The organism is Streptomyces sp. NPDC002643 (assembly GCF_053592555.1).
Map to the genome: position 1 here is coordinate 17,055 of NZ_JBSFVY010000037.1, position 24,048 is coordinate 41,102.

The following is a 24,048-nucleotide window of genomic DNA, read 5'->3' on the forward strand; positions in this document are numbered from 1 at the left end:
CTGCGGCGGCATCCACGAGCACCATAACCTACAGATGTAGGATTTCCGGCAGCTGATTGGAAAACTGCATCTGTAGATAAACCTGTATGTGGTGAGAAGACAAGGTGAGGATGTCCATGACCAAGAGCGGCAGCGCCCCGTCGGGTGATCGACGGGTACGGCGCACCCGAGCCACGCTGCGGCGCGCCCTGATCGATCTCGTCGAGGAGCGGGACCTGCCCCGGATCAGCGTCGCCGACATCGTCGAGCGGGCCGAGGTGAGCCGCTCGACGTTCTACGACCACTACCGGGACGTGCACGAACTGGCCGAGGCCGCCTGCACGTCGATGATCGACGACCTGATCGGATTCGTCCTCGCCCTCGACCCCGCCCATGTGGACCCGGCTGATTCCACGGAGGCCCCGGACCCGCAACTGACGGCCTTCTTCGCGCACTTCGCCGAGCATGCGGGCCTCTACCGCGGTCTGCTGGGGCCGACGGGCAGCGCACGCGTCATCGAACACGTGCGCCTGCGCACCACGGCCGCCGCCCACTCCTTGGGAGAGCTCGCCGCGACGGACGAGTCCACGGCGTCGGACCCGGCGGCCCCGTCCGACACCCCGCACGACGTGCCGGCGGCGTTCGTCGCGGGCGCGCTCATCGGTGTGGCCACGGACTGGCTGCGGCGCGGATGCCCGCGAACGCCGTCGGAGATGGCCCTCCTGACCAAGCCGCTCCTGCGCGCCGCGGCGACCGGCACCTGCGTGCCGCCCACGCCCTAGCCCTCATGGCCCCGAACGCGACCACCGCGGCCTCGCCGCCGACCTGTTCGACGTCCCCCGCCTACCGCTTGTGCTCCCTGTGGCCCGGAAGGAACTCCTGGACCTTCGCCTTGAAGCCCTGCTTGACCATCGCGCCCCGGTCGGCGTCACCCTTGAGGATCGACGCGGCCGTGGCCTCCATCTGCTCCCAGGTGGCGTGCGGCGGGATCGGCGGCACCGCCGGGTCCGTCAGGAACTCCACGACCGCCGGGCCGTCGGCCTCAAGCCCCGCGCGCCAGCCCGCCTCGACGTCCTCCGGCTTCTCCACCCGTACGCCGGTCAGGCCCAGCGAGCGGGCGAAGGCGGCGTACTGGACGTCCGGCAGCTCCTGCGAGGGCAGGAACGACGGCTCGCCGCCCATCGCCCGCAGCTCCCAGGTCACCTGGTTCAGATCGTGGTTGTTCCACACACCCACCACCAGCCGCGGGTCCTCCCAGCGGTGCCGGTACTTCGCGGCCGTGATCAGCTCCGCCAGCCCGTTCATCTGCATCGCCCCGTCCCCGACCAGCGCGATCGCCGGACGGTCCGGATGGGCGAACTTCGCGCCGATCGCGTACGGCACCCCGCACCCCATCGTCGCCAGCGTCCCCGACAACGACGACCGCATCGTGCCCCGCATGGTCAGATGCCGGGCGTACCAGTTCGCCGCCGAACCCGAGTCCGAGGAGATGATCGCGTTCTCCGGCAGCTGGGGGCACCTCCCACGCCCTTCAGGCAGTGGGGGAGGATCGAGTACATGGGCCACGTACTCCGGGTTGATCGGATCGGCCGACAGCTCCGCGCGCCGCGCCATCACCTCACGCCAGCGGGCCACGTTGTCGCACACCGTGTCGTACCACTCACGCCCCCGCGCGGCGTCGATCAGCGGGATCAGCCGCTCCAGCGTCGCCCGCGCGTCCCCGACCAGATTCACGTCGTACGGGTAGCGCATCCCGACCATGTGCGGATCGATGTCGATCTGCACCGCCCGTGCCTTGCCGAACTCCGGCAGGAACTGCGAGTACGGGAACGACGAGCCGATCGTCAGCAGCGTGTCGCAGTCCCGCATCAGCTCGTACGAGGGACGCGTGCCCAGCAGCCCGATCGACCCGGTGACATACGGCAGCTCGTCGCTCAGCGCGTCCTTGCCGAGCAGAGCCTTGGCGACGCCCGCGCCCAGCACCTCCGCGATCCGCTCGACCTCGGCACGGGCCCCCGCGGCACCCTGGCCGACCAGGATCGCGACCTTGTCCCCGGCGTTCAGGATCTCCGCGGCCCGCTCGACGGACTCGGCCGACGGGATCGCCGTCCAGCCGCTGCGGTCCAGGCTGGAGGGGACCATCTTGAACTCGTGCGTCGGCGCCGCGTAGTCCAGCTCCTGTACGTCGCCGGGGACGATGACGGCGGTCGGCGCGCGCCGGGCGTACGCCGTGCGGATGGCCCGGTCCAGGACGTTCGGGAGCTGCTCCGGCACGGTCACCGTCTCGACGAAGTCCGAGGCCACGTCCTTGAACAGGGTGTGCAGATCCACCTCCTGCTGGTACGAGCCGCCCATCGCGCTGCGGTGGGTCTGGCCGACGATCGCCAGCACCGGCACATGGTCCAGCTTGGCGTCGTACAGCCCGTTCAGCAGATGGATCGCGCCCGGCCCCGAGGTCGCCGCGCACACTCCGAGCCGGCCGGAGAACTTGGCGTAACCGACCGCCTGGAACGCGGACATCTCCTCGTGCCGCGACTGGATGAACCTCGGCCGGTCCTCGGCCTGGCCCCAGGCGGCGAGCAGGCCGTTGATGCCGTCACCGGGATACCCGAAGACCTCCTCCACCCCCCATTCCCGCAGCCTCCGCAGGATGTGATCGGCGACCTTGGTGCTCATACCGGACCTCCCGGATGCCGGACGGGGTGCGGACGGGCGGCGCTCCGAGCGGGCGCCCGCGATGGCGATCTCCGTCCGAGTCACCCGCGGCGGCCATGGGAAACCTGGGGTGTTTGCCGGAGACGGTCACGGGCAGGTGAACCGCAGTGCTTCGGACAGGAGGCACGTCCGTGGGAGCGGCCGGTAGACCGCCACGGGTGTGCCCCGTCGCGCACACATCCGCGTGCAGGTCCGCGCTCCCACGGTGACTGTCCAACCCACAGCATCAGCCAGGGAGTTGCGACGCACCATGCGTACACAGGCAAGCGCGAAGCACCACCCCCACGACGACGCCCCCGACACCGCGGAGGCGTTCCGAGAACTGGCCGCCCTTCCCGACGGCCCGCAGCGGGACACCCTCCGTGACGAGATCGTCGAGGCGTGGCTGCCCATGGCCGAACGGCTCGCGGGACGGTTCCGCAGCCGCGGCGAGAGCTACGAGGATCTGCGCCAGGTCGCCGCGCTCGGCCTCGTCAAGGCCGTCGACCGCTACGACCCGGCGCGCGGCAACGCGTTCGAGAGTTACGCCGTGCCCACCGTGACCGGCGAGATCAAGCGGCACTTCCGCGACCACATGTGGACCCTGCATGTGCCGCGCCGCGTCCAGGACCTGCGCAACCGCGTCCGGTTCGCCAGCCAGGACCTGTCACAGACCATCTCCGGGCGCAGGCCCACCGTCACGGAGATCGCCCGGCACGCCGGGATGAGCGAGGAGGACGTCCGGGTCGGGCTGGAGGCGCTGGAGAGTTTCACCGCGTTGTCGCTGGACGCCGAGATGCCGGGGAGCGAGGACGGCTACTCGCTCAGCGACGCGCTGGGCGCCCCCGATCCGGCGCTGGACACGGTCGTGGACCGTGAGGCCGTCAAGCCTCGGCTGGCCGCGCTGCCGGAGCGGGAGCGGGCGATTCTGTACATGCGGTTCTTCGGGGACATGACGCAGAGCCGGATCGCCGAGCGGATGGGGATCTCGCAGATGCATGTGTCCCGGTTGATCAGTCGGTGTTGTGAGCGGTTGCGGGAGCAGGTGATGAGTGACGCCGCCGCGTAGGGGAGGGGGGTGCGGGTGCGTTGCGGGCTGACGGTTCGTTGTGGCTCGTCGCGCAGTTCCTCGCGCCCCTTAAGGGGCGCTCCTGCCAGGGCCTCGTTTCATTGCCAGGGCGATATGGCGGGACATCGTGTCCATCGCCTTTGCCTCTGCCATGGAGAAGGCCAGGCGGGGGCCGGTGCGGAAGAGGGTCAGTACGCCGGTCACCTTGCCGTCTCGCGTGGTCAGGGGGACGGACAGCAGGGACGTCACGTCGGCCTTGACGAGGACGGGGGCGCCCGAGTCGTCCTGGCCGAAGGCGCTGGGGTCGGCGGGGCGGATCTGCAGGGCCGGTGAGGCGGTTCGGGCGGTGTCCAGGACCAGCGGGCAGGTCTCGGGGTTCTGGTTCGCCACGGATGTCGCGTCCTGGTCCGAGGGGGCGAGGGCGAACCTCCGGGTGAGGTGCGGGGCCGTGGTGTCGACGATCACCCAGTCCGCGAAACGGTCGTGGAGGACCTGGGCCGCACGGTCCAGGGCCTCGGCGGCGGGCGCTGTGAGCAGTGCCGTGGTCATGGCGTCCAGCAGGTCCATCAGGGCCGCGTGGCGGGTCGCCTCGGTGAGGTCGGGCAGGGGGCGCGTGCTGTGTTCGACGGACGGCATACGGTCACCGGCCGGCTGCAGGACCACCAGCACGGTGTTGCGGGGCTCGCTGCTCGGGCGCAGGGCGGTCAGCGTGGCGCGCACGGGTACCGAGGGGCGCTGCTGGAGATGGACGGTCAGACCGCGGTCGCCGTCCCCGCGCGCCACGGCCGCCGCCTGGCCCCGGAACGCTATCCGGTCGGCGTGCGCCAGGAACCCGGTGAGCGGGCGCCCCGTCGCGTACCCGGCGCGTACGCCGGTGAACGCGGTCGCCGACTGGTTGAGCCGTCGCACCACGGTCTCGCGGTCCATCAACACGAGGGGCAGCGGCAGACATTGGAAGACCGCCTTCAGCAACTGCTGTTCCCTGGCCGCCGAAGAGGTCCCGCCGGACGGGCCGGAGGTGGTCAGCCGCTCGTACCACGGCCACAACTGGTCGGCCACATGGTCGAGTTCGAAGATCGCCGCGTCCAGCACGGTGTGCAGTTCGCCCGTCGGTACCGAACGGGCCGCCTTGAGTTCCGCGATGCGGCGCACGAAATCCGCAAGCTCCTCACCGAATTCGTCCGTCTGCGTCATGCGACGAACCTAACGCGGGGACGGGAAACGGGTGAGGGGGCGGTCGGTGCCGCGCGGGCGGAGGCCGGGGAGGGACGTGGAAGTCGCCAAGGGCAGCCGGAGTCGTTTTCGCCGCAGGTGGGTGGGAAGGCGACCGGCAGAGGAGGAGTGCATCATGCCGGAAACCGAACAGTTCGGCCTTCTGGGCACGGAATCACCGGAGTCGGCCGCTCCGGCGAGGCGGCTCTCGGAACTCGCCGAGCAGGCCGCCCGCTGCACCAGCGACTGCTGCGGCGCGAGCAGCACGGTCGGCGAGGGCGGCACCGAACGACCCGCCGCGGTCACCCATCCCGACCTCGCCGGCCTGGTCTCGGTGCAACTGCGGTGCGGGGACGGGCCGATCCCGGCCGCGCTGGAACGGGGCGAGTCGGTCGACTCGACGGATCTCCTACGGGACGAACGCTGGCCGGAGTACCGGGCGGTGGCCCTCGACGCCGGTGTGCGGTCCAGTGTCACGATCCCCTTCCGGCGCTCGGGCCTGACCGTGACGCTGAGCCTCTACAGCTTCCGGCCCGGCGCGCTGGAGGACGTCCCGCACGGACCCGCCCGCGCCCTCGGCGACCTCGCCACGTCCTGCATGGTCCGCGACCGCTCGTACCACGCCGCGCTCACCGAACTGGACCAGCTGGGCACCGCCCTGCGCACCAGGCCGATCGTCGACCAGGCCTGCGGCATCGTCATGCACGTCCTCGCCTGCGACGCCGACACGGCCTTCACCCTCCTCCGCCGCATCTCCCAGTCCACCAACCGCAAACTCTCCGAGGTGGCAGCCGCGGTGGTGAAGAAGAAGGGCAGAGGCTTGGAACGGGAACTGACAGCACTTTCCAACTGACAGCTACGACGGGAAGGGCCGAAGGCCCGATGGATGGGGCCGGAGGCCGATGGATGGGCCGAAGGCCATCCAGGGGCGCGGGGCGGTATCAATGTGCGGCTCCGCCGCGTGGGCGCGACCAGCCCCAACGCACCGGCACTCGAAAACGTACCCGAAGCACCCCCCCACCCCCCGGCTGAACCCAGCGGAGCGAACCGTCACCCGGTCGGCGCCCACATGTCCCGCGAACGGTGCCCGGCGGCGAGCGGTCCGCAGGACACCGCGTTGTGATGGACCCCGGGGCACGGCGGTCGTGCCCCGTGACGTCGAGGAGCCCCCTGATGCGCCGCACAGCCCGCGTCCTGTCCGCCGCCTTCGTGACCGGCACGGTCATGTGCACCCTCGCCCCGTCCGCGAACGCGGAATCCGAGGCTCAGGCCGACCCCCACACCGTCCTCCCGGGCGCCGACGTCACGATCTCCGTCGCCTGCGACCCGACCGGCGCCGCCGCACCGGAAACCATCGACGCCGCCTCCCAGGCCTTCGAACGGGGCACGGTCACCCTCCAACGCCTCCCCGGCGGTGACGCCTCCACGGCCGGACCCTCCTACCAGGGCACCGCCCGTATCGCCCCCGCCGCCGACTTCGAGGCCCGCCCCGACGCGATGGGCGGCCCCACGGAGTGGGCCGTGGACGGCCTCTGCCCGGCAGCGTCCGGCGGTCAGGAGAAGCAGTGGAGCGCCGCCTTCACCGTCGAACCCGGCAGCGACCCGAACCAACCCGCACACCAACCACTGGACGACTACTCCACCCACCAGCCCCCGGCCCAGTCCGACCCGTACGCCAACGACCAACCGTCGGCCACGCCGGACCCGTACGCCAAGGACCACTCCTCCGGCCAACCCGACCCGTACGCGAAGGAGCACCCCCCGGCCCAGCCCGACCACCACGGAACCTCTCAGCCGGACCACCGCGCCACGCACACCCCCGCCCCCGTCCAGCGAGGCGTCGAGGCGGGCGGTGGCGGGGCGTTCACGGACTCCGTCCCGGCCATGGTCGCCGGCGGCCTGCTGATCGTCGGCGCACTGGGCGCCGGCGTACAGCGACTGCGGGACCGGGCCCAGTCGAAATCGTGACGCCCACACGGTCCGCCCCGGCGTGACGGAGCACAATCGAACGCAAGCCGGAGAACGCAACACGACTGCGCGGAGGCACAGATGCGGCGGACGGAACCCGGAGGAGACGGTCCCGTCCACCGGGAACACGAAGGCCACGGCCCCGCCGGTCGGGAGCGCGGAGGTCACGGCCCCGCCCGCGCGGAACCGGAAGGCCACGGCCCCGTTCGCTACGGTCCGCCCCCTCCAGACCAGGGCGTGCCCGTCCTCCCCGAGCTCGCCGCCGTGCTGTCCGCCGCCGCGGCCCGCCCCGACGCCGTACCCCCCGGCGGTTCCCCCTCGCTCCTGGACGCCGCCTGCGGCTACTGGAACCGGCGCGGCCTGCCCACCGCGCTCGACCGTGCCGTCGCCGCCCCCGGCGCCCCCGCCCTGCTGCTGGCCCTGACGGCCGCGATCGGCGGTGACGTCCTGCTGCCGAGGCCTTGCGCCGCCTGGTGGGAACCGGAGGCGCGGGCGCTCGGCAGAACCGTCTTCCATGTGGGCACACCCGCCGAGTGTGGGGGCGTCCCGGACCCGTACCAGCTGCTGGAGACCGTGCGCCGTATCCGGGACGAGGGCGGCGACCCCCGGCTGCTCGTGCTGTGCGTCGCCGACGACCCGACCGCCACCGTCGCCCCGCCCGAACTCGTGCACGAGACCGTGGAGGCGGCCGCGGGGGAGGGGCTGCATCTGGTCAGCGACGAGACCTGGCGCGACACCGTGCACGACCCGCACGACACCGTGCTGCTCAGCCCCGCCGAGATGCTCCCCGACCGGGTCACCGTCGTCACCGATCTGGCCGGCCCCTTCCTGCCGCCCGGCTGGCCCGCCGCCGTCGCCCGCTTCCCCGCCGACGGCGACGGCGCGGGCCTGCGCGCCCGGGTCCTCGACGTCCTCACCGCGCTCGGCGCCCGCGTCGCCACCCCGGTCGCGGCGGCGGCCCTGTACGCGCTCGGCGAGCCCGCCGAGGTCACCGAACGACTCACCGCGACCGTACGACTGCACGCCCGTCTCGCCGCCGCCGCACAGCGCGCCGTGGTGGCCGCCGGGGCGCTCGCCCTGCCGCCGCGCGCCGGTCGGCATCTGTACGCGGACCTGTCCCCGCTGCGTTCGGCGCTCGCCGGGCACGGGGTCGGCGACTCCCAGGAGTTGGAGGACTTCCTGACCGAACGGCTCGGCGTTCCAGCCCCGGGCGGGCACCGCTTCGGCGACGACCTCGGGGCGCTGCGCGTCCGACTGTCCACCGGTCCGTTCCTCGGCACCTCCGACGAGGAACGGACCCAGTCCCTCACCGCTGCCGATCCCCTGGAACTACCGCATGTGGAACGCGCGTTGACGTCCTTCGGCTCGGCCTTCGAAGACCTGCGGTGACGAGGGCGGCCCCACCGGGCGGACCGCTCCGAGCACGCCGCCGTTGCGACGACTTTCAGCAGCGCGTCATGTGGTTCTGCTGATCGCGGCCGCCGTTCAGCGGACGGCGCGACGCCACAGGCTCGGCAGGAAACTGATCAACACCGTCAGCACGACCGCCGCGACCACGCCCTCCCACGGTTTGTCGAACAACGACCCGCCCAGAATGCCGATCAACTGATACGTCACGGCCCAGGCGAGGCACGCCGGGAGGTTCCCCCTGGCGAACCGCCGCAGCGGCATCTCGGCCAGGAGACACGCGAGCATCACCGGCAGCCGCCCGGCCGGCACCAGCCGGGACACCACGAGCACGGTCACCCCGTGTTCGTCGAGCCGCTGCTGAGCCTGGGCCAACCGGTCCTCCGGTGCCCGCCGCCGGATCGCCCCCAGCCATCGCGACCCGTTCTTCGACCCCATACCGCGCCGCCCCAGCCAGTACAGCGCGACGTCCCCGAGGAACGCGGCGGCGGACGCCACCACGAACACCAGCAGCAGCGAGAACGGCGCGGTCTGGTGGAACGCCACCACCGCCGCCGAACTGACCAGCGCCCCGGTCGGCACCACCGGCACCAACGCCCCGATCAACACCAGCAGGAACAGCGTCGGATACCCGATCGCCTGCTGAGTCGACTCGTGCGGCAGCGGCGTACTCGCCGCGGACAGAATGATCACGGCCGCACGCTCTCCCCGTGCCCCAGCCGATGCACGACCACATCGGGCGCACGGGTGGCCGCCAGGCGTACGAACTCCTCGCCCGGCGCATGGAATTCATGGGGGCGCACGGCGTCCAGGCCGATCGGCCAGTATGTGCCGTAATGCACCGGCACAGCGCTCCGGGGCGCGAGCCGCGCGAGCGCCTCCGCCGCGCGTCCCGCGTCCAGATGCCCCTCACCGAGGTACGGCCCCCACCCGCCGACCGGCAGCAGCGCCACATCGACCGGCCCGACCTCCTTGGCCATCGACTCGAACAGCCCGGTGTCCCCCGCGAAGTACGTCCGCGCGACGCCCTCGATGACATAGCCGAGCGCCGGCGAACGGTGCGGCCCGACCGGTAGCCGCCGCCCGTCGTGATGGGCAGGAACCACGCGTACGACCAGGTCACCGACCCTGACCTTGGTGCCGGGCGTCACCTCGGTGAGGTCGAGATGGGCGAGCCTGCGCAGCCCCGGCACCTGGCGCGGCGCACCGCTCGGCACCAGCAGCCGGGTGCCCGGGGCGAGCCGGGCGAGGGAGGGCACATGCAGATGGTCGGCGTGCAGATGGGACACCAGGGCGACATCCGCGACGGCCGCCTCGGGCGGGGGTGGTGCGCCCCGGCGTCTGCGCAGGTGCGCGAGCCGGCGCGCGAAGAGCGGATCGGTGAGCACGCGTGTGCCCGAGTCCTCGACGGTGCAGGTGGCATGACCCCACCAGGTGATCTCCACCGGCACTCCGTTCGCCTCCCTCGCGCTACTCCCCCGAGCCTACGGGCTGGAGTAGGGTCTCCGGCCAGGTCCTGGACTCGGAGGTGAGGGGGACGCCGTGGGGGACAAGCGTGACGAGGGTGATGCCTCCCGGTCGGGCTGTGCGGGGATACCCCGTCAGCGGCCGGGGCAGGCGGGGCGGGGTGCCGTGGTACGGGTCGCGGCCATCGCCAGTCTGACGCCGTTGGAGGAGCTGGAGGCCGACCCGTTCCTGGTCGACTCCCGTGGCCAGCACGCCATGTGCGCCCGCTGGGCCGCCGAGCGCGGCTATGTGGTGACGCGCGAGCTGCTCGTACGCGGTCTGCGCACCGACCACGACGCGCTGTGGGCCGACGTCGACGCCGGCCTCGTCGACCTCTTCGTCGCGCCCAGCCGCCGGGTTCTTGAGCGTGCCCTCGCCTCCGCGGATGAATTCGCCGCCGAGTGCGTCCGCCGAGGCATCGGCATGGAGACGGTCGATCACGCCGAACCGGCGTACGACGCCCAGATGAAGGCCAGCGTTCATCGACGGCTGTCGATGCCTACGGCGGGGTACGACGGCCGCTAGGCGCTCCGCTTGCTGCACCGTTATGCGGCTCCGCCGCAGGGCCGCTATATGCCGTCGTTCGTCTGCGGCGCCGTCGTGGCTGGTCGCGCAGTTCCCCGCGCCCCTTTCATGCTGGGCGGCGCTCCTCAGGCGCCCCCGGCGCTGCCCCAGGCGCCCCCCGGCGGCGGCCGTTCATATGACAGGCTGGGCGGAGGATCTGCTGGATGTGAGGGTGGCCGGCGTGAGTCGTGACGGTTGGCGGCGGGTGCTCAGCGGGTTCTGGCGGATGCTTGCCGTGTGGGCGGTGTCCACGCTGACCATGCTCGTGCTCGCGGGGGTGCTGCCCGACTTCCGGCTGCAGTCGGCGACCGGTGAGAGCGCCACCCAGATCGCCGTCACGGCAGCCGCGGGCGCCGGGGCCTTCGGTCTGCTCTCCGCGCTGGTGTGGCCGCTGCTGGTAAGGGCGTTGCTGCTGGTCCCCGCCCTCGTCCTCGGACTGCTGGTCTTCTTCCTCAACGGCTCCCTGCTGCTCCTCGCCCTACGGCTCAACCCCTCCGGCCAGAGCGAGGCCGCCCCCGAGACCGCCGTGGTCGTCGCCGCCGTGATGTCCGCCGTCGCCTCCGCCACCGGCGGCGCCCTCGCCGTACGGGACGACGACGCCTACCGCCGCCGGCTGTACCGGCTGGCCGACCGCCGCCGCAGGCGCGCGGACGGCCGCCCCGGCCCCTGCGGCCCCGGCACCGTCTTCCTCCAACTCGACGGCGTCGGCCATGACGTCCTGGAGGCGGCGACGGAGAAGGGCCTGATGCCGACCCTCGCCACATGGCTCGGCCGCCCGGCCCCCGACTCGGCCCGCCCCCGCCCCACCCACCGGCTCACCCCCTGGCGCACCGACTGGTCCAGCCAGACCGGCGCCAGCCAGCTCGGCATCCTGCACGGCACCAACCACGACATCCCCGCCTTCCGCTGGTACGAGAAGGACAGCCGCGAGGTGATGGTCTGCAACCGTCCCTCCAGCGCCGCCGAACTCCAGCGCCGGGCCATGGCCCGCACCGGCGACGGCGGCCTGCTCACCGTGGACGGCGCCAGCCGAGGCAACCTCTTCAGCGGCGGCGCCGACCAGCTCGCCCTCGTCCTGTCCGTCGCCGCCCGCCGCGACAAGCGGAACCGTTCCCGCGCCGGCTACTTCGCCTACTTCTCCGACCCCGCCAACGCGGTCCGCACCGCCCTGTCCTTCGTCGCCGACGCGCTGCGCGAGATCGGCCAGTCCACCCGCGCCCTCCTCCGCAAACAGCGCCCCCGGGTCGGTCGCGGCGGTCTCTACCCGTTCATCCGGGCCTTCGCGACCGTCGTCGAACGCGATGTCGTCGTCGCCGCGGTGATCGGCGACATGCTCGCCGGGCGTGCCGCCATCTACGCCGACCTCGTGGCGTACGACGAGGTCGCCCACCACTCGGGCCCGCGCAGCCGCGACGCCGAGAAGGTCCTCGAACGCCTCGACCGCTCCCTCGCGTTGATCGCCCAGGTCGCCGAACACGCCCCGCGCGCCTACCGCATCGTGCTGCTCTCCGACCACGGCCAGAGCCCCGGCGAGACCTTCCTCGGCCGCTACGGTCTGACCCTCGGCGCCCTGGTCCGCGCCGGCTGCGGCCTGCCCGTACCCCGCAAGGCCCGGCGCACCCACAGCGGCGCCGAGGCCGGCGCGGCCGTACGCGCCGCCCTGCGCATCCCCGTCGAGGAGCGCGCCGAACAGCACCGCCCGACCCGCCGCTCCGAGCCGATCGTCCTCGCCTCCGGCAACCTCGGCCTGGTCTCCTTCCCGGACGTCCCGCACCGGATGACCCGCGAGGAGATCGACGCCCGCCACCCCGCCCTGCTCACCACCCTCGCCAACCACCCCGGCATCGGCTTCCTCCTCGTACGGAGCGAGGAGCACGGGGGCGTCGTCCTGGGCGCGCACGGCGTCGAGATCCCCATCGACGACCTGACCGACGAACACCCCGGCCCCCTGGCCGACTTCGGCCCCGGCGCCGCCGACGCCGTACGCCGCACCCACACCTTCCCGCACACCGCCGACATCATGGTGAACTCCTGGTACGACCCGAAGGACGGCGAAGTCCTGGCCTTCGAGGAACAGATCGGCTCCCACGGGGGCCTGGGCGGCTGCCAGAGCCGCGCGTTCCTGGTGTCGCCGCTGGCCCTGTCGACCCCGGTCGAGGACGGCGAGGAACTGGCCGGCGCCGAACAGGTACATCGCGTACTGAGGCGCTGGCTGAGGGAATCGAACGGCCCGCAGGTCCCGCTGGGGGCTCACGCCAACAGGGTTGAAAGGGGCGCGGGGCTCTGACATTTGCGGCTCCGCCGCGCGGGAGCGACCAGCCACGAACCAACCGGGGGCCGGAATGTGATCGGATGGGGGCCGACCCCCGTTGGAACGGGACCCCCGCGAAAGGAAGAACCGTGGCTACCACGCGCTCCGCACACACCGTCTGGGAAGGCAACCTGCTTGAGGGCAATGGTGTCGTCCACTTCGACTCCTCCGGCATCGGTGAGCAGCCGGTGTCGTGGCCGTCGCGCGCCGAGCAGGCGAACGGCAAGACCAGCCCGGAGGAGCTGATCGCCGGCGCCCACTCCAGCTGCTTCTCCATGGCCCTCTCGCACGGTCTCGCCGGCGCCGGCACCCCGCCCACCAAGCTCGTCACCTCCGCCGACGTCACCTTCCAGCCGGGTGAGGGCATCACCGGCATCCACCTCACCGTCGAGGGCACCGTGCCCGGCCTCGACGAGGACGGCTTCGTCGCCGCCGCGGAGAACGCCAAGGCGAACTGTCCCGTCAGCCAGGCGCTGAAGGCGGTGCCGATCACGCTTTCGGCCAAGCTGGCGTGACGCTCCGCTGAGGGGGGCGCGATGGCGTCGTGGGTTGACTGCGGCGCCGTCGTGGCTTGTCGCGCAGTTCCCCGCGCCCCTTTGGGGCGCGGGTAGCCTCCGCTCGTCCACCAGTGAGCCCCTGCGCGTCCCCCAGTGCGCGACCGTTCGCCCCGTTGACAACGGACCACTCAAGTTTTGTGCTGGAGGTAGGGACACGGGAGTGGGGCCTCGCTGGAAGGGGACGGCTATGGCACGCGCGGTCGGGATCGATCTCGGGACGACGAACTCTGTGGTGGCCGTACTGGAAGGCGGTGAGCCCACCGTCGTCGCGAACGCGGAGGGTCAGCGGACGACACCCTCGGTGGTGGCCTTCGCCAAGAACAGCGAGGTCCTCGTGGGCGAGGTCGCCAAGCGGCAGGCGGTCACGAACGTCGAGCGCACCGCCCGCTCCGTCAAGCGGCACATGGGCGACGGGGGATGGCGCTTCCCCGAGCAGGGCTCCGTGGACGGTACGCGGTTCCGCGCGCAGGAGCTGTCGGCGAGGGTGCTGCAGAAGCTGAAGCGGGACGCCGAGTCGTACCTCGGCGAGGACGTCACCGACGCCGTGATCACCGTGCCCGCCTACTTCGACGACGCCCAGCGGCAGGCCACCAAGGAGGCCGGGGAGATCGCGGGCCTGAAGGTCCTGCGGATCATCAACGAGCCCACGTCCGCCGCCCTCGCCTACGGACTCGACCGGGGCGAGGAGCAGACCGTGCTGGTCTTCGACCTCGGCGGCGGAACCTTCGACGTCTCGCTCCTGGAGATCGGCGACGGGGTCATCGAGGTCAAGGCCACCAACGGCGACACCCATCTCGGCGGCGACGACTGGGACCAGCGGGTCGTGGAGTACCTGGTCAAACGGTTCAAGGGGAACCACGGCATCGACCTCGGCAACGACAAGATGGCCGTCCAACGGCTGCGTGAGGCCGCCGAGAAGGCCAAGATCGAGCTGTCCAGCTCCTCCGAGACCACCATCAACCTGCCCTACATCACCGCCTCCTCCGAGGGCCCGCTCCACCTGGACGAGAAGCTGACGCGTGCCCAGTTCCAGGAGTTGACCGCCGATCTGCTGGACCGGTGCAGGACGCCGTTCCACCAGGCCGTCAAGGACGCCGGGGTGAAGCTCGCCGCGATCGACCACGTCATTCTCGTCGGCGGCTCGACCCGGATGCCCGCCGTCACCGACCTGGTCAAGGAACTCACCGGCAAGGACCCGCACAAGGGCGTCAACCCCGACGAGGTGGTGGCCGTGGGCGCCGCGCTCCAGGCGGGCGTCATCCGGGGCGATGTGAAGGACGTACTCCTCCTCGACGTCACCCCGCTGTCCCTGGGCATCGAGACCAAGGGCGGCATCATGACGAAGCTCATCGAGCGCAACACGACGATCCCGACGCGCCGTTCGGAGATCTTCACGACCGCCGCCGACAACCAGCCCTCGGTCGGCATCCAGGTGTATCAGGGCGAGCGGGAGATCGCCGCGTACAACAAGAAGCTCGGTGTCTTCGACCTCACCGGACTGCCGCCCTCGCCCCGGGGCGTACCGCAGATCGAGGTGGCCTTCGACATCGACGCGAACGGGATCATGCATGTGTCCGCGAAGGACCTGGCCACCGGCCGTGAGCAGAAGATGACCGTGACCGGCGGCTCCGCGCTCCCCAAGGACGACATCGACCGGATGATGCGGGAGGCCGAGCAGTACGCCGACGAGGACCGGCGCCGCCGGGAGGCCGCCGAGACGCGCAACCAGGCCGAGCAACTCGTGTACCAGACCGAGCGGTTCCTCCGCGAGAACGAGGACCGTGTCCCGGCCGACACCAAGTCGGAGGTCGAGGCCGCCGTGTCCGAACTCAAGGGCCTCCTGGAGAACCCCGAGGACACCGCCGCCCTCCGCGCGGGCACCGAGAAGCTCGCCTCCGTCAGCCAGCGCATGGGCCAGGCCATGTACGCCGGCGCCTCCACCGGTGCGGCCGAGGAACCCCGCCCGGGCCCCGGCTCCACCGACGCCGGTGCCGAAGCCGAGGAAGAGGGCGTCGTGGACGCGGAGATCGTCGACGACGACAAGAACCAGAAGAGCTGAGACCACCGGGTGTGAGAACCTGGCTCGGTCCGGCCGTCAGAACTTGGCGCGATAGCGCCTGATGATCTCCCTGGTCTCCTCGGCGGAGGCCGCGTGCGCCGCCATGTGGTCCAGGACCTCCAGATGCATGGCGACCTCGCGGCGGGAGTCGAGGTAGAGGGCGCCGGTGAGGTACTCCGTGTAGACCATGTCGGGGAGTTCGGGCTCGGCGAAGCGGAAGAGGCCGAAGGGGGCGTAGGTGCCGGGGTGCGGGCCGTTGGAGAATTCGGCGACCTGGAGGATGACGTGGTCCTTCTCGGTGACTTCCAGCAGCCGGTCCATCTGGTCGCGCATGACCTCGGAGTGGATGCTGACCGGACGGAGAAGGGCCGTCTCGTCCATGATCACCCAGAGGTGGGGCGGGTTCTCCCGCGTCAGGAGTTTCTGTCTCGCCATCCGGAGCGAGACATGGCGGTCGATCGCCTCGGGGCCCATCTGGCCGACCGTTCCGGCCTCCATCACCGCGCGGGCGTAGTCCTCGGTCTGCAGCATCCCGGGCACGAAGTGCGGCTCGTACTGCCGGATCAGACTCGCGGCCCCTTCGAGGCTCACATACAGGCTGAACCAGTCCGGCAGGATGTCATGGAAGCGCTGCCACCATCCGGGCTTGTTCGCGTCCTCCGCCAGCTTCACGAACTCCGCGACATCCCGCTCCCCGACACCGTACGTGGTCAGCAGCACCTGAACGTAGGGGATCTTGAGGGCGACATCGGCGGTCTCCATCCGCCGGACCGTCGCCGGGGCGACCCGTAGGACCCGTGCCGCCTCCTCGCGCTTGAGCCCGGCGGCCTCGCGAAGCTCCTGCAACCGCTTCCCGAGCACCACCTGGCCCACGGTGGGCGCGGCCCGCCGCTCACTCACGCCACGCCTCCCCACGCGCCGAAGTCTGCGAACAGTCTGTCATGTTCCGGTGGACATCTCATGGGGGTGGCCGGAACGTTCCGCTCCCACGGCACAGGGTGCCACGACGACCCCACAGAGTACGGGGTGCCATGACCTCCGAGGTAATCGACCGTGCCCGGCCGCGCACGGCAAGGTGAGGGCACCGGGTTCCGGGCCGGCGCACTCCGCCCCGGAACCCGGCTCCCATCCACTGGACTCGTCCGACCTCGACGGAGGGTGATCCGCCATGTCCGCAACCCAGCTCGCCGCTCTCGCCCGGACCACCGACCCCCGGATCATGCTGCGTCGCTTCCTGGCCGTGGACGCCGTGGTCACCGGCGCGAACGGGCTCGCCTATCTCCTCGCCTCCGGCCCGCTCGGCCGGTTCCTCGGCGTCGGCTCCGGCCTGCTGCTCGGGCTCGGCGCCTTCCTCACCGTGTACGCAGCCGCCGTGGGCCTGCTGGCCTCGCGCCGGCGCCCGCCGGTGCCGGCCGTGCACGCCGTGATCGAGGCCAACCTCGCCTGGACGGTGCTCAGCCTCGTCGCCCTCGCGCTCTGGCTGACGCCGAGCACGGCGGGCGCGGTGTGGACGGTGCTCCAGGCGGTCACGGTGGCCGGGTTCGCGGCGGCCCAGTTCATCGCCGTACGAGCGCATCGGGACTGAGCCGGAGTCATGTCATCAGCGAGTGAAGGTACTTGGCCGTCGCCGGGTCGGCCGGGAGCAGGGTCTCGATGGCCAGTTCGGCGACGGTCACGTCCATGGGGGTGTTGAACGTGGAGATGGAGGAGACGAAGGACAGCACCCGGCCGTCGTGCTCGATACGGAGGGGGAGCGCGAAGTACGCGGGCGGCCGGCCGTCGGGTTCGGCCGAGGGGTCCTCGTCCGGTCGGCCCGGCGGCAGCGGATACGCCGCGACCTCCTCGTACAGCGCGCGCAGCCGTGCCGAGCGGCGGAGGGCGATCTGGCGTTCCATCTGCTGGAGGAGATGCCCGCGCCAGGCACGGAGGTTGCGGATGCGGGGCGCCAGGCCCTCCGGGTGGAGCGTCAGACGTATCGCGTTCAGGGGTGGGGAGAGGAGGAACGCCGGGAGGTCGCCGAGGAGGAGGGCGATGCCCTGGTTGGCGGCGAGGACGTCGTACGCGGCGTCCACGACCAGCGCCGGGTAGGGCTCGTAGCCCTGGATGAGGCGTTCCATGCCCTCGCGGAGGGTGGCGAGCGCCGGGTCGTCGAGCGGGGTCTGGGGGTAGTGCGGGGCATAACCCGCCGCCAGGAGCAGGGCGTTGCGCTCGCGGACGGGGATGTCGAGGTGGTCGGCGAGGCGGAGGACCATCTCCTCGCTGGGGCGGGCGCGGCCCGTCTCGACGAAGCTGATGTGCCGGGCCGAGGAGCCCGCGCGCAGCGCCAACTCCAGCTGGCTGAACCGTCGTTCCTCGCGCCAGGCCCGCAGCAGCGGACCCACGCCCCGGTCGGGAGGGGTGGTGGGACGGCCTGCGGCGGTGGACGGGACAATGGTCATACGTCGAACGTAGCCGAGGCGATCGAGGAGTGGCGCGTGTACAACCCGTGGAACCCGTCCTGGGAGGCGACGGCCGTCTACCGGGCCCGGGTACGAGGGTGTCTGCTGGGCGGGGCGGTCGGGGACGCCCTCGGCTATCCCATCGAATTCGCCTCGCTCGACCAGATCCGCGCCCGGTACGGAGGCACCGGGGTGACCGGGCTCGTGCCGGACGCGGACGGCGTGGTGGGGCGGGTCAGCGATGACACCCAGATGACCCTGTTCACGGTCGAGGGGCTGCGGCAGTCGCATGAGCGGGCGCGGCTCAAGGGCGATGACGGCGACTGGGTGGAGCTGGTCCGTGAGGCGTACGGCCGCTGGCTGGACACCCAGCGGCAGTCCGGCCCCGACCCCCGGGCGACCTCCGGTCTCGCCGCCCAGCCCTGGCTGTACGCCCGCCGCGCCCCCGGCAACGCCTGTCTCTCCGGTCTCGCCCAGGTCCACCACCCCGACCCGGCGGTCCCCCTCGGCGGGCCCGGCCCGGTCAATCCGAACTCCAAGGGCTGCGGCACCGTCATGCGGGCGGCGCCCTTCGGGCTGGCCCGCGTACCGGCCGAGACCGCGTTCGACATGGCCGCGCGGTGCTCCCAGATGACCCACGGGCACCCCACCGGGTACTACGCCGCAGGGGCGCTCGCCGCGATGGTGTCGTTCCTGATGGCCGACGAGTCCCTCGAAGGCGCCGTGCTCCGCGCCATGCGGCTGCTCGCCCGCCACCCCGGCCACGAGGAGACGACGGCCGCCCTCACCCGCGCCCTCGACCTCGCCGCCCAGGGCGCCCCGACCGCCGAGAAGCTCGCATCCCTCGGCGCCGGCTGGGTCGCCGAGGAGGCCCTGGCGATGGGCGTCTACTGCGCCCTCGCCACGCCCGGCGTCACCGACGCCCTCCTCCTCGCCGTCAACCACTCCGGCGACAGCGACTCCACCGGCGCCATCTGCGGCAACCTCCTCGGCACCCACCACGGCGACCACGGCCTGCCCCACGACTGGCTCACCACGACGGAGGGCCGCGCCGAGATCACCCTCCTGGCGGACGACTTCGCGACGGAGAGCGTACGGATCTGAGAGGGCGGTGGCAGGCTGGGAAGGAAAGCGTGTTCGCAGGGGTTGTCGCGGGAGGAGTGGGCGCATGGCTGTCGAACCCTTGGCGCAGAAGGAGATCGAGGAGCGGCTCGCGGAGTTGCCCGGCTGGGCGCTGGACAGCGGTCGGCTCGCTCGCTCGTACCGGCTGGCCTCGCACTTCGCGGCCGTCGCCATGGTCGTGCACATCGCCCACACCCAGGAGGAGCTGAACCACCACTCCGACCTCACCCTGGGCTACAACACGGTCTCCCTGACCATCAGCACCCACGACGCCGGCGGCGCCGTCACCGACAAGGACTTCGAGCTGGCCCGCAGGGTGGAGGCGCTCGCCCCCGGCCACGGGGCGAGCTGATCCGGTGCTGGACTACGACAAGGAGGCGAGCGACTACGACGCCCTGCGGGGCGGCGAGCCCCGCGCCGAGTCCGCCGCGCACGCCGTACTCGGCCTCCTCCCCGAAGGCACCCGCACTCTCCTCGACGTGGCCTGCGGCACCGGCATCGTCACCCGGCGTCTCGCGGCCGGACGCGCCGGAATGCGGGTGACCGGCGTCGACCTGACGTACGGCATGGCGAGCCGCGCGGCCGTGCGGCTGCCCGGCGCGGTGGTGCTGGCCGACAGCCGTCGACTGCCGTTCAGGGACGGGGAGTTCGACGCGGTCAGCAGTGTCTGGCTGCTGCATCTGCTGGCCGGTCCAAAGGACGTCCGTGCCGTGATCGGCGAGTGCGCGCGCGTGCTGCGGCCCGGTGGCGTGTATGTCACCACCGTCGACAAGGCCGCCGCGCACAACGTCGGCAGCGACATCGACGCCGTCCTCGCGCCGCGCCCCAGGGTCCCGGCGACGGACACCGCCGTCGACGTCGAGAAGTACGCCACCGAGCACGGCCTGGAAGCGGCCGGGCAGGCCACGTTCACGGGCCGGGGGCAGGGCCGCAGCCCGCGCCGCACCCTCACCGATCTGCGGCGCGGCTGGTTCATGACCATCCCTCCCGGTGATCCGCTCGCCGACGACTTCGCCGTGCGTCTCGCCGCCCTCCCCGACCAGGACCGGGACCGCCCGGACCCGACGTTCAGCCTGCGCGCGTTCCGGAAGCCTCTGGTGCCTTCGGTGCCTTCGGTGCCTCCAGCGCCGCCGGTGCCGCCGGTGCCTCCGGCCGGGTGAGGCGCGTCGGGCGGTCGGTCGCCCTGCCACGCTGTTCGCATGAAATCCGCCCGCCTGCTCTCGATGCTGCTCCTCCTCCAGACCCGTGGCCGGATGACCGCCGCCCAGCTCGCCGGGGAGCTGGAGGTGTCGGTGCGGACGGTGTACCGGGACATCGAGGCCCTGCACGCCGCCGGTGTCCCGCTGTACGGGGACGCCGGGCGCGCGGGCGGTTATCGGCTGCTCGACGGATATCGCACCCGGCTCACCGGGTTGAACCCGGCGGAGGCCCAGGCCCTGTTCCTCGCCGGTGCGCCCGGTCCGGCGGCGGAGCTGGGCCTCGGACCGGTCCTGGCCGCCGCCCAGTTGAAGGTGCGTGCCGCGCTCCCGGCCGAGTTGCGCGACCACGCCGACCGGGTCGCCGGGCGCTTCCACCTCGACGCCCCCGGCTGGTACACGGACGCCGACCCCGTCCCGTTCCTGCCCGCCGTCGCCGACGCGGTCTGGCACAGCCGGGTCCTGCGCGTCCTGTACCGCCGCTGGGCCGAACCCACCGACGTACGCCGCCGTCTCGAACCGTACGGTCTCGTCCTCAAGGCCGGCCGCTGGTACGTCGTCGCCGGGCCGGGGCCCCGTACCTACCGGGTCGACCAGATCCTCGACGTGCTTCAACCGGACGATGGGGAAGGTGAGGACGAGAAGGGTGAGGACGGGGAAGGTGAGTTCGTCCGGCCCGAGGGCTTCGACCTCGCCGCCCACTGGGCCTCGTACCAGCGTGACTTCCAGGACCGGTTGTACCGTGCCGAGGCCGTCGTACGGATCGCTCCGGGGACGCCGCTCGCCGGGCCGCAGCAGCGGGCCGTGGCCGCCAACGGGCGTACGGGGGAGGGAGGTTGGACCGTCGCGACCGTACCCATCGAGTCCGTCGACCACGCGCATGACGAGTTCCTGCGGCTCGGTTCGCGGGTGGAGGTGCTGGAGCCCGCGGAACTGAGGGAGCGGATCGCGGCGACCGTGCGAGAACTGGCCCGTATGTACGGCAACTCCGGTGCGGGCGGCGGCGACTGAGGAAACGGAACCCGTCTGTCCTCTCGGGAGGTAGCCCCGTGACGCACCCGCATGCGCACCGCAGACGCACCACCGTCCCCCAGCCCCGCCTCACCCCGAGGCCCCACACGATCCGCAAGGCCCGCAGGATGGTGACAACGTTGGCGGTGGCGACGCTCACCGCCGCAGGGCTCACCACGTTCACGGCACCGCCCGCCGCCGCGGCCACCGCCCGGCAGGTCGAGGCGCTGGACCGGGGTGTGGTCAGCGTGCACACCGACGCCGGGAACCTGGTCAGCTGGCGCTGGCTGGGAACCGATCCGAACGATGTCTCGTTCAACGTGTACCGCGCCGGTACGAAGGTCAACTCGACCCCGGTCACCGGCTCGACGAACTACTTCCACTCCGGCGCCCCCGCCCAGGCCGACTACACGATCCGCGCGATCGTGAACGGGGTGGAGCAGGGCGACTCGGTGCACGCGATCCAGTTCCGCACCGCCTACAAGGACGTACCGATCAGCCCGCCCGCCGGAGGGACCACCCCGGACGGGGTCGCGTACACCTACGAGGCCAATGACGTCTCCGTCGGCGATCTCGACGGCGACGGCGCCTTGGAGTTCGTCCTCAAGTGGCAGCCGACGAACGCCAAGGACAACTCCCAGTCCGGCTACACCGGCAACACCATCGTCGACGGCGTCAAGCTGGACGGCACCCGGCTGTGGCGCATCGACCTCGGCCGCAACATCCGCTCCGGCGCCCACTACACCCAGTTCCAGGTGTACGACTACGACGGCGACGGCAGGGCCGAGGTCGCCATGAAGACGGCGGACGGCACGGTCGACGGGACGGGCGCGGTCATCGGCAGTTCGTCGGCCGACTACCGCAACTCCTCCGGCTACATCCTCTCCGGTCCCGAGTATCTGACCATGTTCAACGGGCAGACCGGGCGGGCGATGGGGACGGTGGACTATGTCCCGGCCCGGGGCACGGTGTCGTCGTGGGGGGACTCCTACGGCAACCGCGTCGACCGCTTCCTCGCCGGCACCGCCTACCTCGACGGCGCCCGGCCCTCGCTCATCATGGCCCGCGGCTACTACACCCGTACGGTGATCGCCGCCTGGGACTGGCGGAACGGGGCCTTCACCCGGCGCTGGACCTTCGACACCAACTCGTCCACCAACAGCGGCAAGGGCTTCGACGGGCAGGGCTCGCACAGCCTCTCCGTCGGTGACGTCGACAACGACGGCAAGGACGAGATCGTGTACGGCGCGATGGCCGTCGACGACAACGGTTATGGCCTGTGGACCACGAAGACGGGCCACGGGGACGCCCAGCACCTTGGCGACCTCGACGCCTCCACGTCCGGTCTTGAGTACTTCAAGGTCTCCGAGTCCACCTCCCAGCCCGCCGAGCTGTACATCAACCCCGCGAACGGGGCGGTGCGCTGGCAGCTGGCCGCCTGCTGCGACAACGGGCGGGGTGTCGCCGGGGACATCTACGCCGGCAACGACGGCCCGGAGATGTGGTCGGCCTCCGACTCCTCCATCCGCGACGAGGCCGGCGCGGCCAAGGGCCGCGAACCCTCCTCGGTGAACTTCCTCTCCTGGTGGGACGGCGACCCGGTCCGCGAACTCCTCGACGGCACCCGGATCGACAAGTACGGCACCTCCGCCGAGACCCGGCTGCTGACCGGCTCCGGGGTGTCCTCCAACAACGGCACCAAGGCGACCCCCGCCCTGGCCGGTGACATCCTCGGCGACTGGCGCGAGGAGGTCGTCTGGCGGACCAGCGGCAACACGGCACTGCGTATCTACTCGACGCCGATCGAGACCAGTACGAAGATCACGACCCTGCTGCACGACACGATGTACCGCACGGGGCTCGCCTGGCAGAACACGGCCTACAACCAGCCCCCGCACACCAGCTTCTTCATCGGCGCCGACATGCCGACGGCTCCCCGGCCGACGGTCTACACGCCGTAGCCGACCGGTCCGTGGGCGGTCCGGGCCCTTCCGGCCCGCCCACGGGCCCCGGCGAAGGCCTCAGCCCAGGGTCAGCGACGCCTGCACCGGCAGATGGTCGCTGGGGAACTGGCCGCCCGACGAGTAGGTGTTGATCTCCGCCCGGTGCACCGTGATCCCCGGCGTGGTCAGAATCCAGTCGATACGGCTGCCGTTCGGCGTCAGCGGCTGATAGCCGTGGAAGGTCGCGTACAGCGCGCTGCGCTCGGCCGCCGCGTCCCAGGTGTCGACGAGCCCGGCGCCCAGCATCGTGTCGTAGACGACGTTGTTGTGGGCGGCGACGTTGAAGTCACCGGTGACGACGAGGGGGAGGGACCGGTCGAGGCCGCCGATCCGCTGCACGATGAGGGCGGCGGCGCGCTCGCGGGCGTACTGGCTGACGTTGTCGAGGTGGGTGTTCAGGACGTAGAACTGCCGGTCGCCGTCCTGGAGATCGCGGAAGCGGACCCAGGTGACCATACGGATGGAGCCGCCGCCCCAGGTGTTCGAGCCGGGCACCTCCGGGGTGTCGGAGAGCCAGAAGTGGGCGTGCTCGACCGGGGCGAGGCGGCGGATGTCGTAGAAGACGGCCATGAACTCGTCCCGGGTGCCGCCCGCGCGTCCGACGCCGATCCACCGGTAGTTCGGCGCCAAGTCGGCCTCGATGTCCAGGAGTTGCTGATACAGGCCCTCCTGGGTGCCGATGACATGGGGTGCCTCCTGCCGCAGCAGTTCCCGCATCACCGGTCTGCGCACCGCCCAGCTGTTGGGCTGGACCGTGCTGGCGTAGCGCAGATTGAAGGACATGGTGTCGAGTGGAGGAGCGGCGGACTCCTCGGCCGCCACGGCGGGTTCGGTGGACAGTCCGGTGGTGTGGGACAACGGCAGCAGTACCGCCGCCGCGAGGGCGGTCTTCATGCTCAGTCGGCGCGTGACTCGGCTGTGGTTCGGCACAGGGGCTCCTTCTGTGAAGGTC

General features: G+C 71.7%; 22 protein-coding genes. 15 read left to right on the forward strand and 7 right to left on the reverse strand.

Annotated features, from left to right (window positions below; translation table 11 throughout):
- Positions 1-116 precede the first annotated feature (116 nt).
- A complete protein-coding gene (locus ACWD4G_RS37810; RefSeq protein WP_451301808.1) occupies positions 117-761 on the forward strand; it encodes a TetR/AcrR family transcriptional regulator in 645 nt (214 codons plus the stop codon).
- Between the two features lie 61 nt (positions 762-822).
- On the opposite strand, the gene ACWD4G_RS37815 is transcribed toward ACWD4G_RS37810, so the two are convergent.
- Positions 823-2,655, reverse strand: a complete 1,833-nt coding sequence (locus ACWD4G_RS37815; protein WP_451301810.1) for a thiamine pyrophosphate-requiring protein — start codon at positions 2,653-2,655, stop codon at positions 823-825.
- A 289-nt stretch (positions 2,656-2,944) separates the two neighbouring features.
- On the opposite strand from ACWD4G_RS37815, the gene ACWD4G_RS37820 reads away from it, so the two are divergent.
- On the forward strand, positions 2,945-3,742 hold the full coding sequence (locus ACWD4G_RS37820; RefSeq protein WP_451301812.1) for an RNA polymerase sigma factor SigF: 798 nt from the start codon (positions 2,945-2,947) through the stop codon (positions 3,740-3,742).
- A gap of 69 nt (positions 3,743-3,811) precedes the next feature.
- Here ACWD4G_RS37820 and ACWD4G_RS37825 read toward each other — a convergent pair whose 3' ends face one another.
- Positions 3,812-4,936, reverse strand: a complete 1,125-nt coding sequence (locus ACWD4G_RS37825; RefSeq protein WP_451301814.1) for a GAF domain-containing protein — start codon at positions 4,934-4,936, stop codon at positions 3,812-3,814.
- Between the two features lie 154 nt (positions 4,937-5,090).
- Between ACWD4G_RS37825 and ACWD4G_RS37830 the strand changes: the two genes are divergently transcribed.
- The 3 genes from ACWD4G_RS37830 (at position 5,091) to ACWD4G_RS37840 (ending at position 8,311) form a co-directional block, all read left to right on the forward strand.
- Complete coding sequence (locus ACWD4G_RS37830) at positions 5,091-5,807, forward strand: ANTAR domain-containing response regulator (protein ID WP_451301816.1); 717 nt, start codon at positions 5,091-5,093, stop codon at positions 5,805-5,807.
- 320 nt (positions 5,808-6,127) lie between these two features.
- Positions 6,128-6,922 carry a hypothetical protein gene (locus ACWD4G_RS37835; protein WP_451301818.1) on the forward strand — a complete coding sequence of 265 codons (795 nt, stop codon included), beginning with the start codon at positions 6,128-6,130 and terminating at the stop codon, positions 6,920-6,922.
- Positions 6,923-7,003: 81 nt separating this feature from the next.
- The gene (locus ACWD4G_RS37840) at positions 7,004-8,311 is read left to right on the forward strand and encodes an aminotransferase class I/II-fold pyridoxal phosphate-dependent enzyme (RefSeq protein ID WP_451301820.1); all 1,308 of its coding nucleotides are present in this window, start codon (positions 7,004-7,006) and stop codon (positions 8,309-8,311) included.
- Between the two features lie 96 nt (positions 8,312-8,407).
- Here ACWD4G_RS37840 and ACWD4G_RS37845 read toward each other — a convergent pair whose 3' ends face one another.
- Together ACWD4G_RS37845 and ACWD4G_RS37850 are read right to left on the reverse strand one after the other, a co-directional pair.
- The gene (locus tag ACWD4G_RS37845) at positions 8,408-9,022 is read right to left on the reverse strand and encodes a DedA family protein (RefSeq protein WP_451301822.1); all 615 of its coding nucleotides are present in this window, start codon (positions 9,020-9,022) and stop codon (positions 8,408-8,410) included.
- Entirely contained in the window at positions 9,019-9,780 is a 762-nt protein-coding gene (locus tag ACWD4G_RS37850; protein ID WP_451301823.1) for an MBL fold metallo-hydrolase, read from the reverse strand. The genes ACWD4G_RS37845 and ACWD4G_RS37850 overlap by 4 nt, the downstream gene beginning before the upstream one ends.
- Before the next feature lie 142 nt (positions 9,781-9,922).
- On the opposite strand from ACWD4G_RS37850, the gene ACWD4G_RS37855 reads away from it, so the two are divergent.
- The 4 genes from ACWD4G_RS37855 (at position 9,923) to dnaK (ending at position 15,326) form a co-directional block, all read left to right on the forward strand.
- The gene (locus ACWD4G_RS37855; RefSeq protein ID WP_451301898.1) at positions 9,923-10,360 is read left to right on the forward strand and encodes a hypothetical protein; all 438 of its coding nucleotides are present in this window, start codon (positions 9,923-9,925) and stop codon (positions 10,358-10,360) included.
- Between the two features lie 265 nt (positions 10,361-10,625).
- Positions 10,626-12,686, forward strand: coding sequence for an alkaline phosphatase family protein (locus tag ACWD4G_RS37860; RefSeq protein WP_451301900.1), 2,061 nt, complete (start codon positions 10,626-10,628; stop codon positions 12,684-12,686).
- Positions 12,687-12,799: 113 nt separating this feature from the next.
- On the forward strand, positions 12,800-13,225 hold the full coding sequence (locus ACWD4G_RS37865; RefSeq protein ID WP_451301825.1) for an OsmC family protein: 426 nt from the start codon (positions 12,800-12,802) through the stop codon (positions 13,223-13,225).
- A gap of 229 nt (positions 13,226-13,454) precedes the next feature.
- On the forward strand, positions 13,455-15,326 hold the full coding sequence (gene dnaK, locus ACWD4G_RS37870) for a molecular chaperone DnaK (protein WP_451301827.1): 1,872 nt from the start codon (positions 13,455-13,457) through the stop codon (positions 15,324-15,326).
- Positions 15,327-15,362: 36 nt separating this feature from the next.
- Here dnaK and ACWD4G_RS37875 read toward each other — a convergent pair whose 3' ends face one another.
- A complete protein-coding gene (locus ACWD4G_RS37875) occupies positions 15,363-16,226 on the reverse strand; it encodes a helix-turn-helix domain-containing protein (RefSeq protein WP_451301829.1) in 864 nt (287 codons plus the stop codon).
- A 268-nt stretch (positions 16,227-16,494) separates the two neighbouring features.
- Here ACWD4G_RS37875 and ACWD4G_RS37880 point away from each other — a divergent pair, with 268 nt between their 5' ends.
- Positions 16,495-16,911: a hypothetical protein gene (locus ACWD4G_RS37880; RefSeq protein ID WP_451301831.1), complete on the forward strand. Its 417-nt coding sequence runs from the start codon at positions 16,495-16,497 to the stop codon at positions 16,909-16,911.
- A 7-nt stretch (positions 16,912-16,918) separates the two neighbouring features.
- Here the strand turns inward: ACWD4G_RS37880 and ACWD4G_RS37885 are convergent, their stop codons facing one another.
- Positions 16,919-17,764 (reverse strand): helix-turn-helix domain-containing protein, encoded by an 846-nt coding sequence (locus tag ACWD4G_RS37885; protein WP_451301833.1) that lies wholly within the window; start codon positions 17,762-17,764, stop codon positions 16,919-16,921.
- Positions 17,765-17,800: 36 nt separating this feature from the next.
- Between ACWD4G_RS37885 and ACWD4G_RS37890 the strand changes: the two genes are divergently transcribed.
- From ACWD4G_RS37890 to ACWD4G_RS37910, 5 genes are all read left to right on the forward strand, one after another.
- Entirely contained in the window at positions 17,801-18,868 is a 1,068-nt protein-coding gene (locus tag ACWD4G_RS37890) for an ADP-ribosylglycohydrolase family protein (protein ID WP_451301835.1), read from the forward strand.
- Positions 18,869-18,932: 64 nt separating this feature from the next.
- Positions 18,933-19,238, forward strand: coding sequence for a 4a-hydroxytetrahydrobiopterin dehydratase (locus tag ACWD4G_RS37895; protein ID WP_451301837.1), 306 nt, complete (start codon positions 18,933-18,935; stop codon positions 19,236-19,238).
- 4 nt (positions 19,239-19,242) lie between these two features.
- Positions 19,243-20,046, forward strand: a complete 804-nt coding sequence (locus ACWD4G_RS37900) for a class I SAM-dependent methyltransferase (protein WP_451301839.1) — start codon at positions 19,243-19,245, stop codon at positions 20,044-20,046.
- A 39-nt stretch (positions 20,047-20,085) separates the two neighbouring features.
- Positions 20,086-21,093, forward strand: a complete 1,008-nt coding sequence (locus ACWD4G_RS37905) for a helix-turn-helix transcriptional regulator (protein WP_451301841.1) — start codon at positions 20,086-20,088, stop codon at positions 21,091-21,093.
- Between the two features lie 38 nt (positions 21,094-21,131).
- Positions 21,132-23,054 carry a rhamnogalacturonan lyase gene (locus tag ACWD4G_RS37910; RefSeq protein WP_451301843.1) on the forward strand — a complete coding sequence of 641 codons (1,923 nt, stop codon included), beginning with the start codon at positions 21,132-21,134 and terminating at the stop codon, positions 23,052-23,054.
- Between the two features lie 60 nt (positions 23,055-23,114).
- Here the strand turns inward: ACWD4G_RS37910 and ACWD4G_RS37915 are convergent, their stop codons facing one another.
- Entirely contained in the window at positions 23,115-24,026 is a 912-nt protein-coding gene (locus ACWD4G_RS37915) for an endonuclease/exonuclease/phosphatase family protein (protein WP_451301845.1), read from the reverse strand.
- Positions 24,027-24,048: the final 22 nt, after the last annotated feature.

Coding starts and splice junctions, on each gene's coding strand:
- ACWD4G_RS37895 (WP_451301837.1), top strand. CDS start 18,933: ATGGCTGTCGAACCCTTGGCGCAGAAGGAGATCGAGGAGCGGCTCGCG.
- ACWD4G_RS37885 (WP_451301833.1), bottom strand. CDS start 17,764: ATGACCATTGTCCCGTCCACCGCCGCAGGCCGTCCCACCACCCCTCCC.
- ACWD4G_RS37905 (WP_451301841.1), top strand. CDS start 20,086: ATGAAATCCGCCCGCCTGCTCTCGATGCTGCTCCTCCTCCAGACCCGT.
- ACWD4G_RS37825 (WP_451301814.1), bottom strand. CDS start 4,936: ATGACGCAGACGGACGAATTCGGTGAGGAGCTTGCGGATTTCGTGCGC.
- ACWD4G_RS37835 (WP_451301818.1), top strand. CDS start 6,128: ATGCGCCGCACAGCCCGCGTCCTGTCCGCCGCCTTCGTGACCGGCACG.
- ACWD4G_RS37830 (WP_451301816.1), top strand. CDS start 5,091: ATGCCGGAAACCGAACAGTTCGGCCTTCTGGGCACGGAATCACCGGAG.
- dnaK (WP_451301827.1), top strand. CDS start 13,455: ATGGCACGCGCGGTCGGGATCGATCTCGGGACGACGAACTCTGTGGTG.
- ACWD4G_RS37880 (WP_451301831.1), top strand. CDS start 16,495: ATGTCCGCAACCCAGCTCGCCGCTCTCGCCCGGACCACCGACCCCCGG.
- ACWD4G_RS37810 (WP_451301808.1), top strand. CDS start 117: ATGACCAAGAGCGGCAGCGCCCCGTCGGGTGATCGACGGGTACGGCGC.
- ACWD4G_RS37820 (WP_451301812.1), top strand. CDS start 2,945: ATGCGTACACAGGCAAGCGCGAAGCACCACCCCCACGACGACGCCCCC.
- ACWD4G_RS37815 (WP_451301810.1), bottom strand. CDS start 2,655: ATGAGCACCAAGGTCGCCGATCACATCCTGCGGAGGCTGCGGGAATGG.
- ACWD4G_RS37860 (WP_451301900.1), top strand. CDS start 10,626: ATGCTTGCCGTGTGGGCGGTGTCCACGCTGACCATGCTCGTGCTCGCG.
- ACWD4G_RS37840 (WP_451301820.1), top strand. CDS start 7,004: ATGCGGCGGACGGAACCCGGAGGAGACGGTCCCGTCCACCGGGAACAC.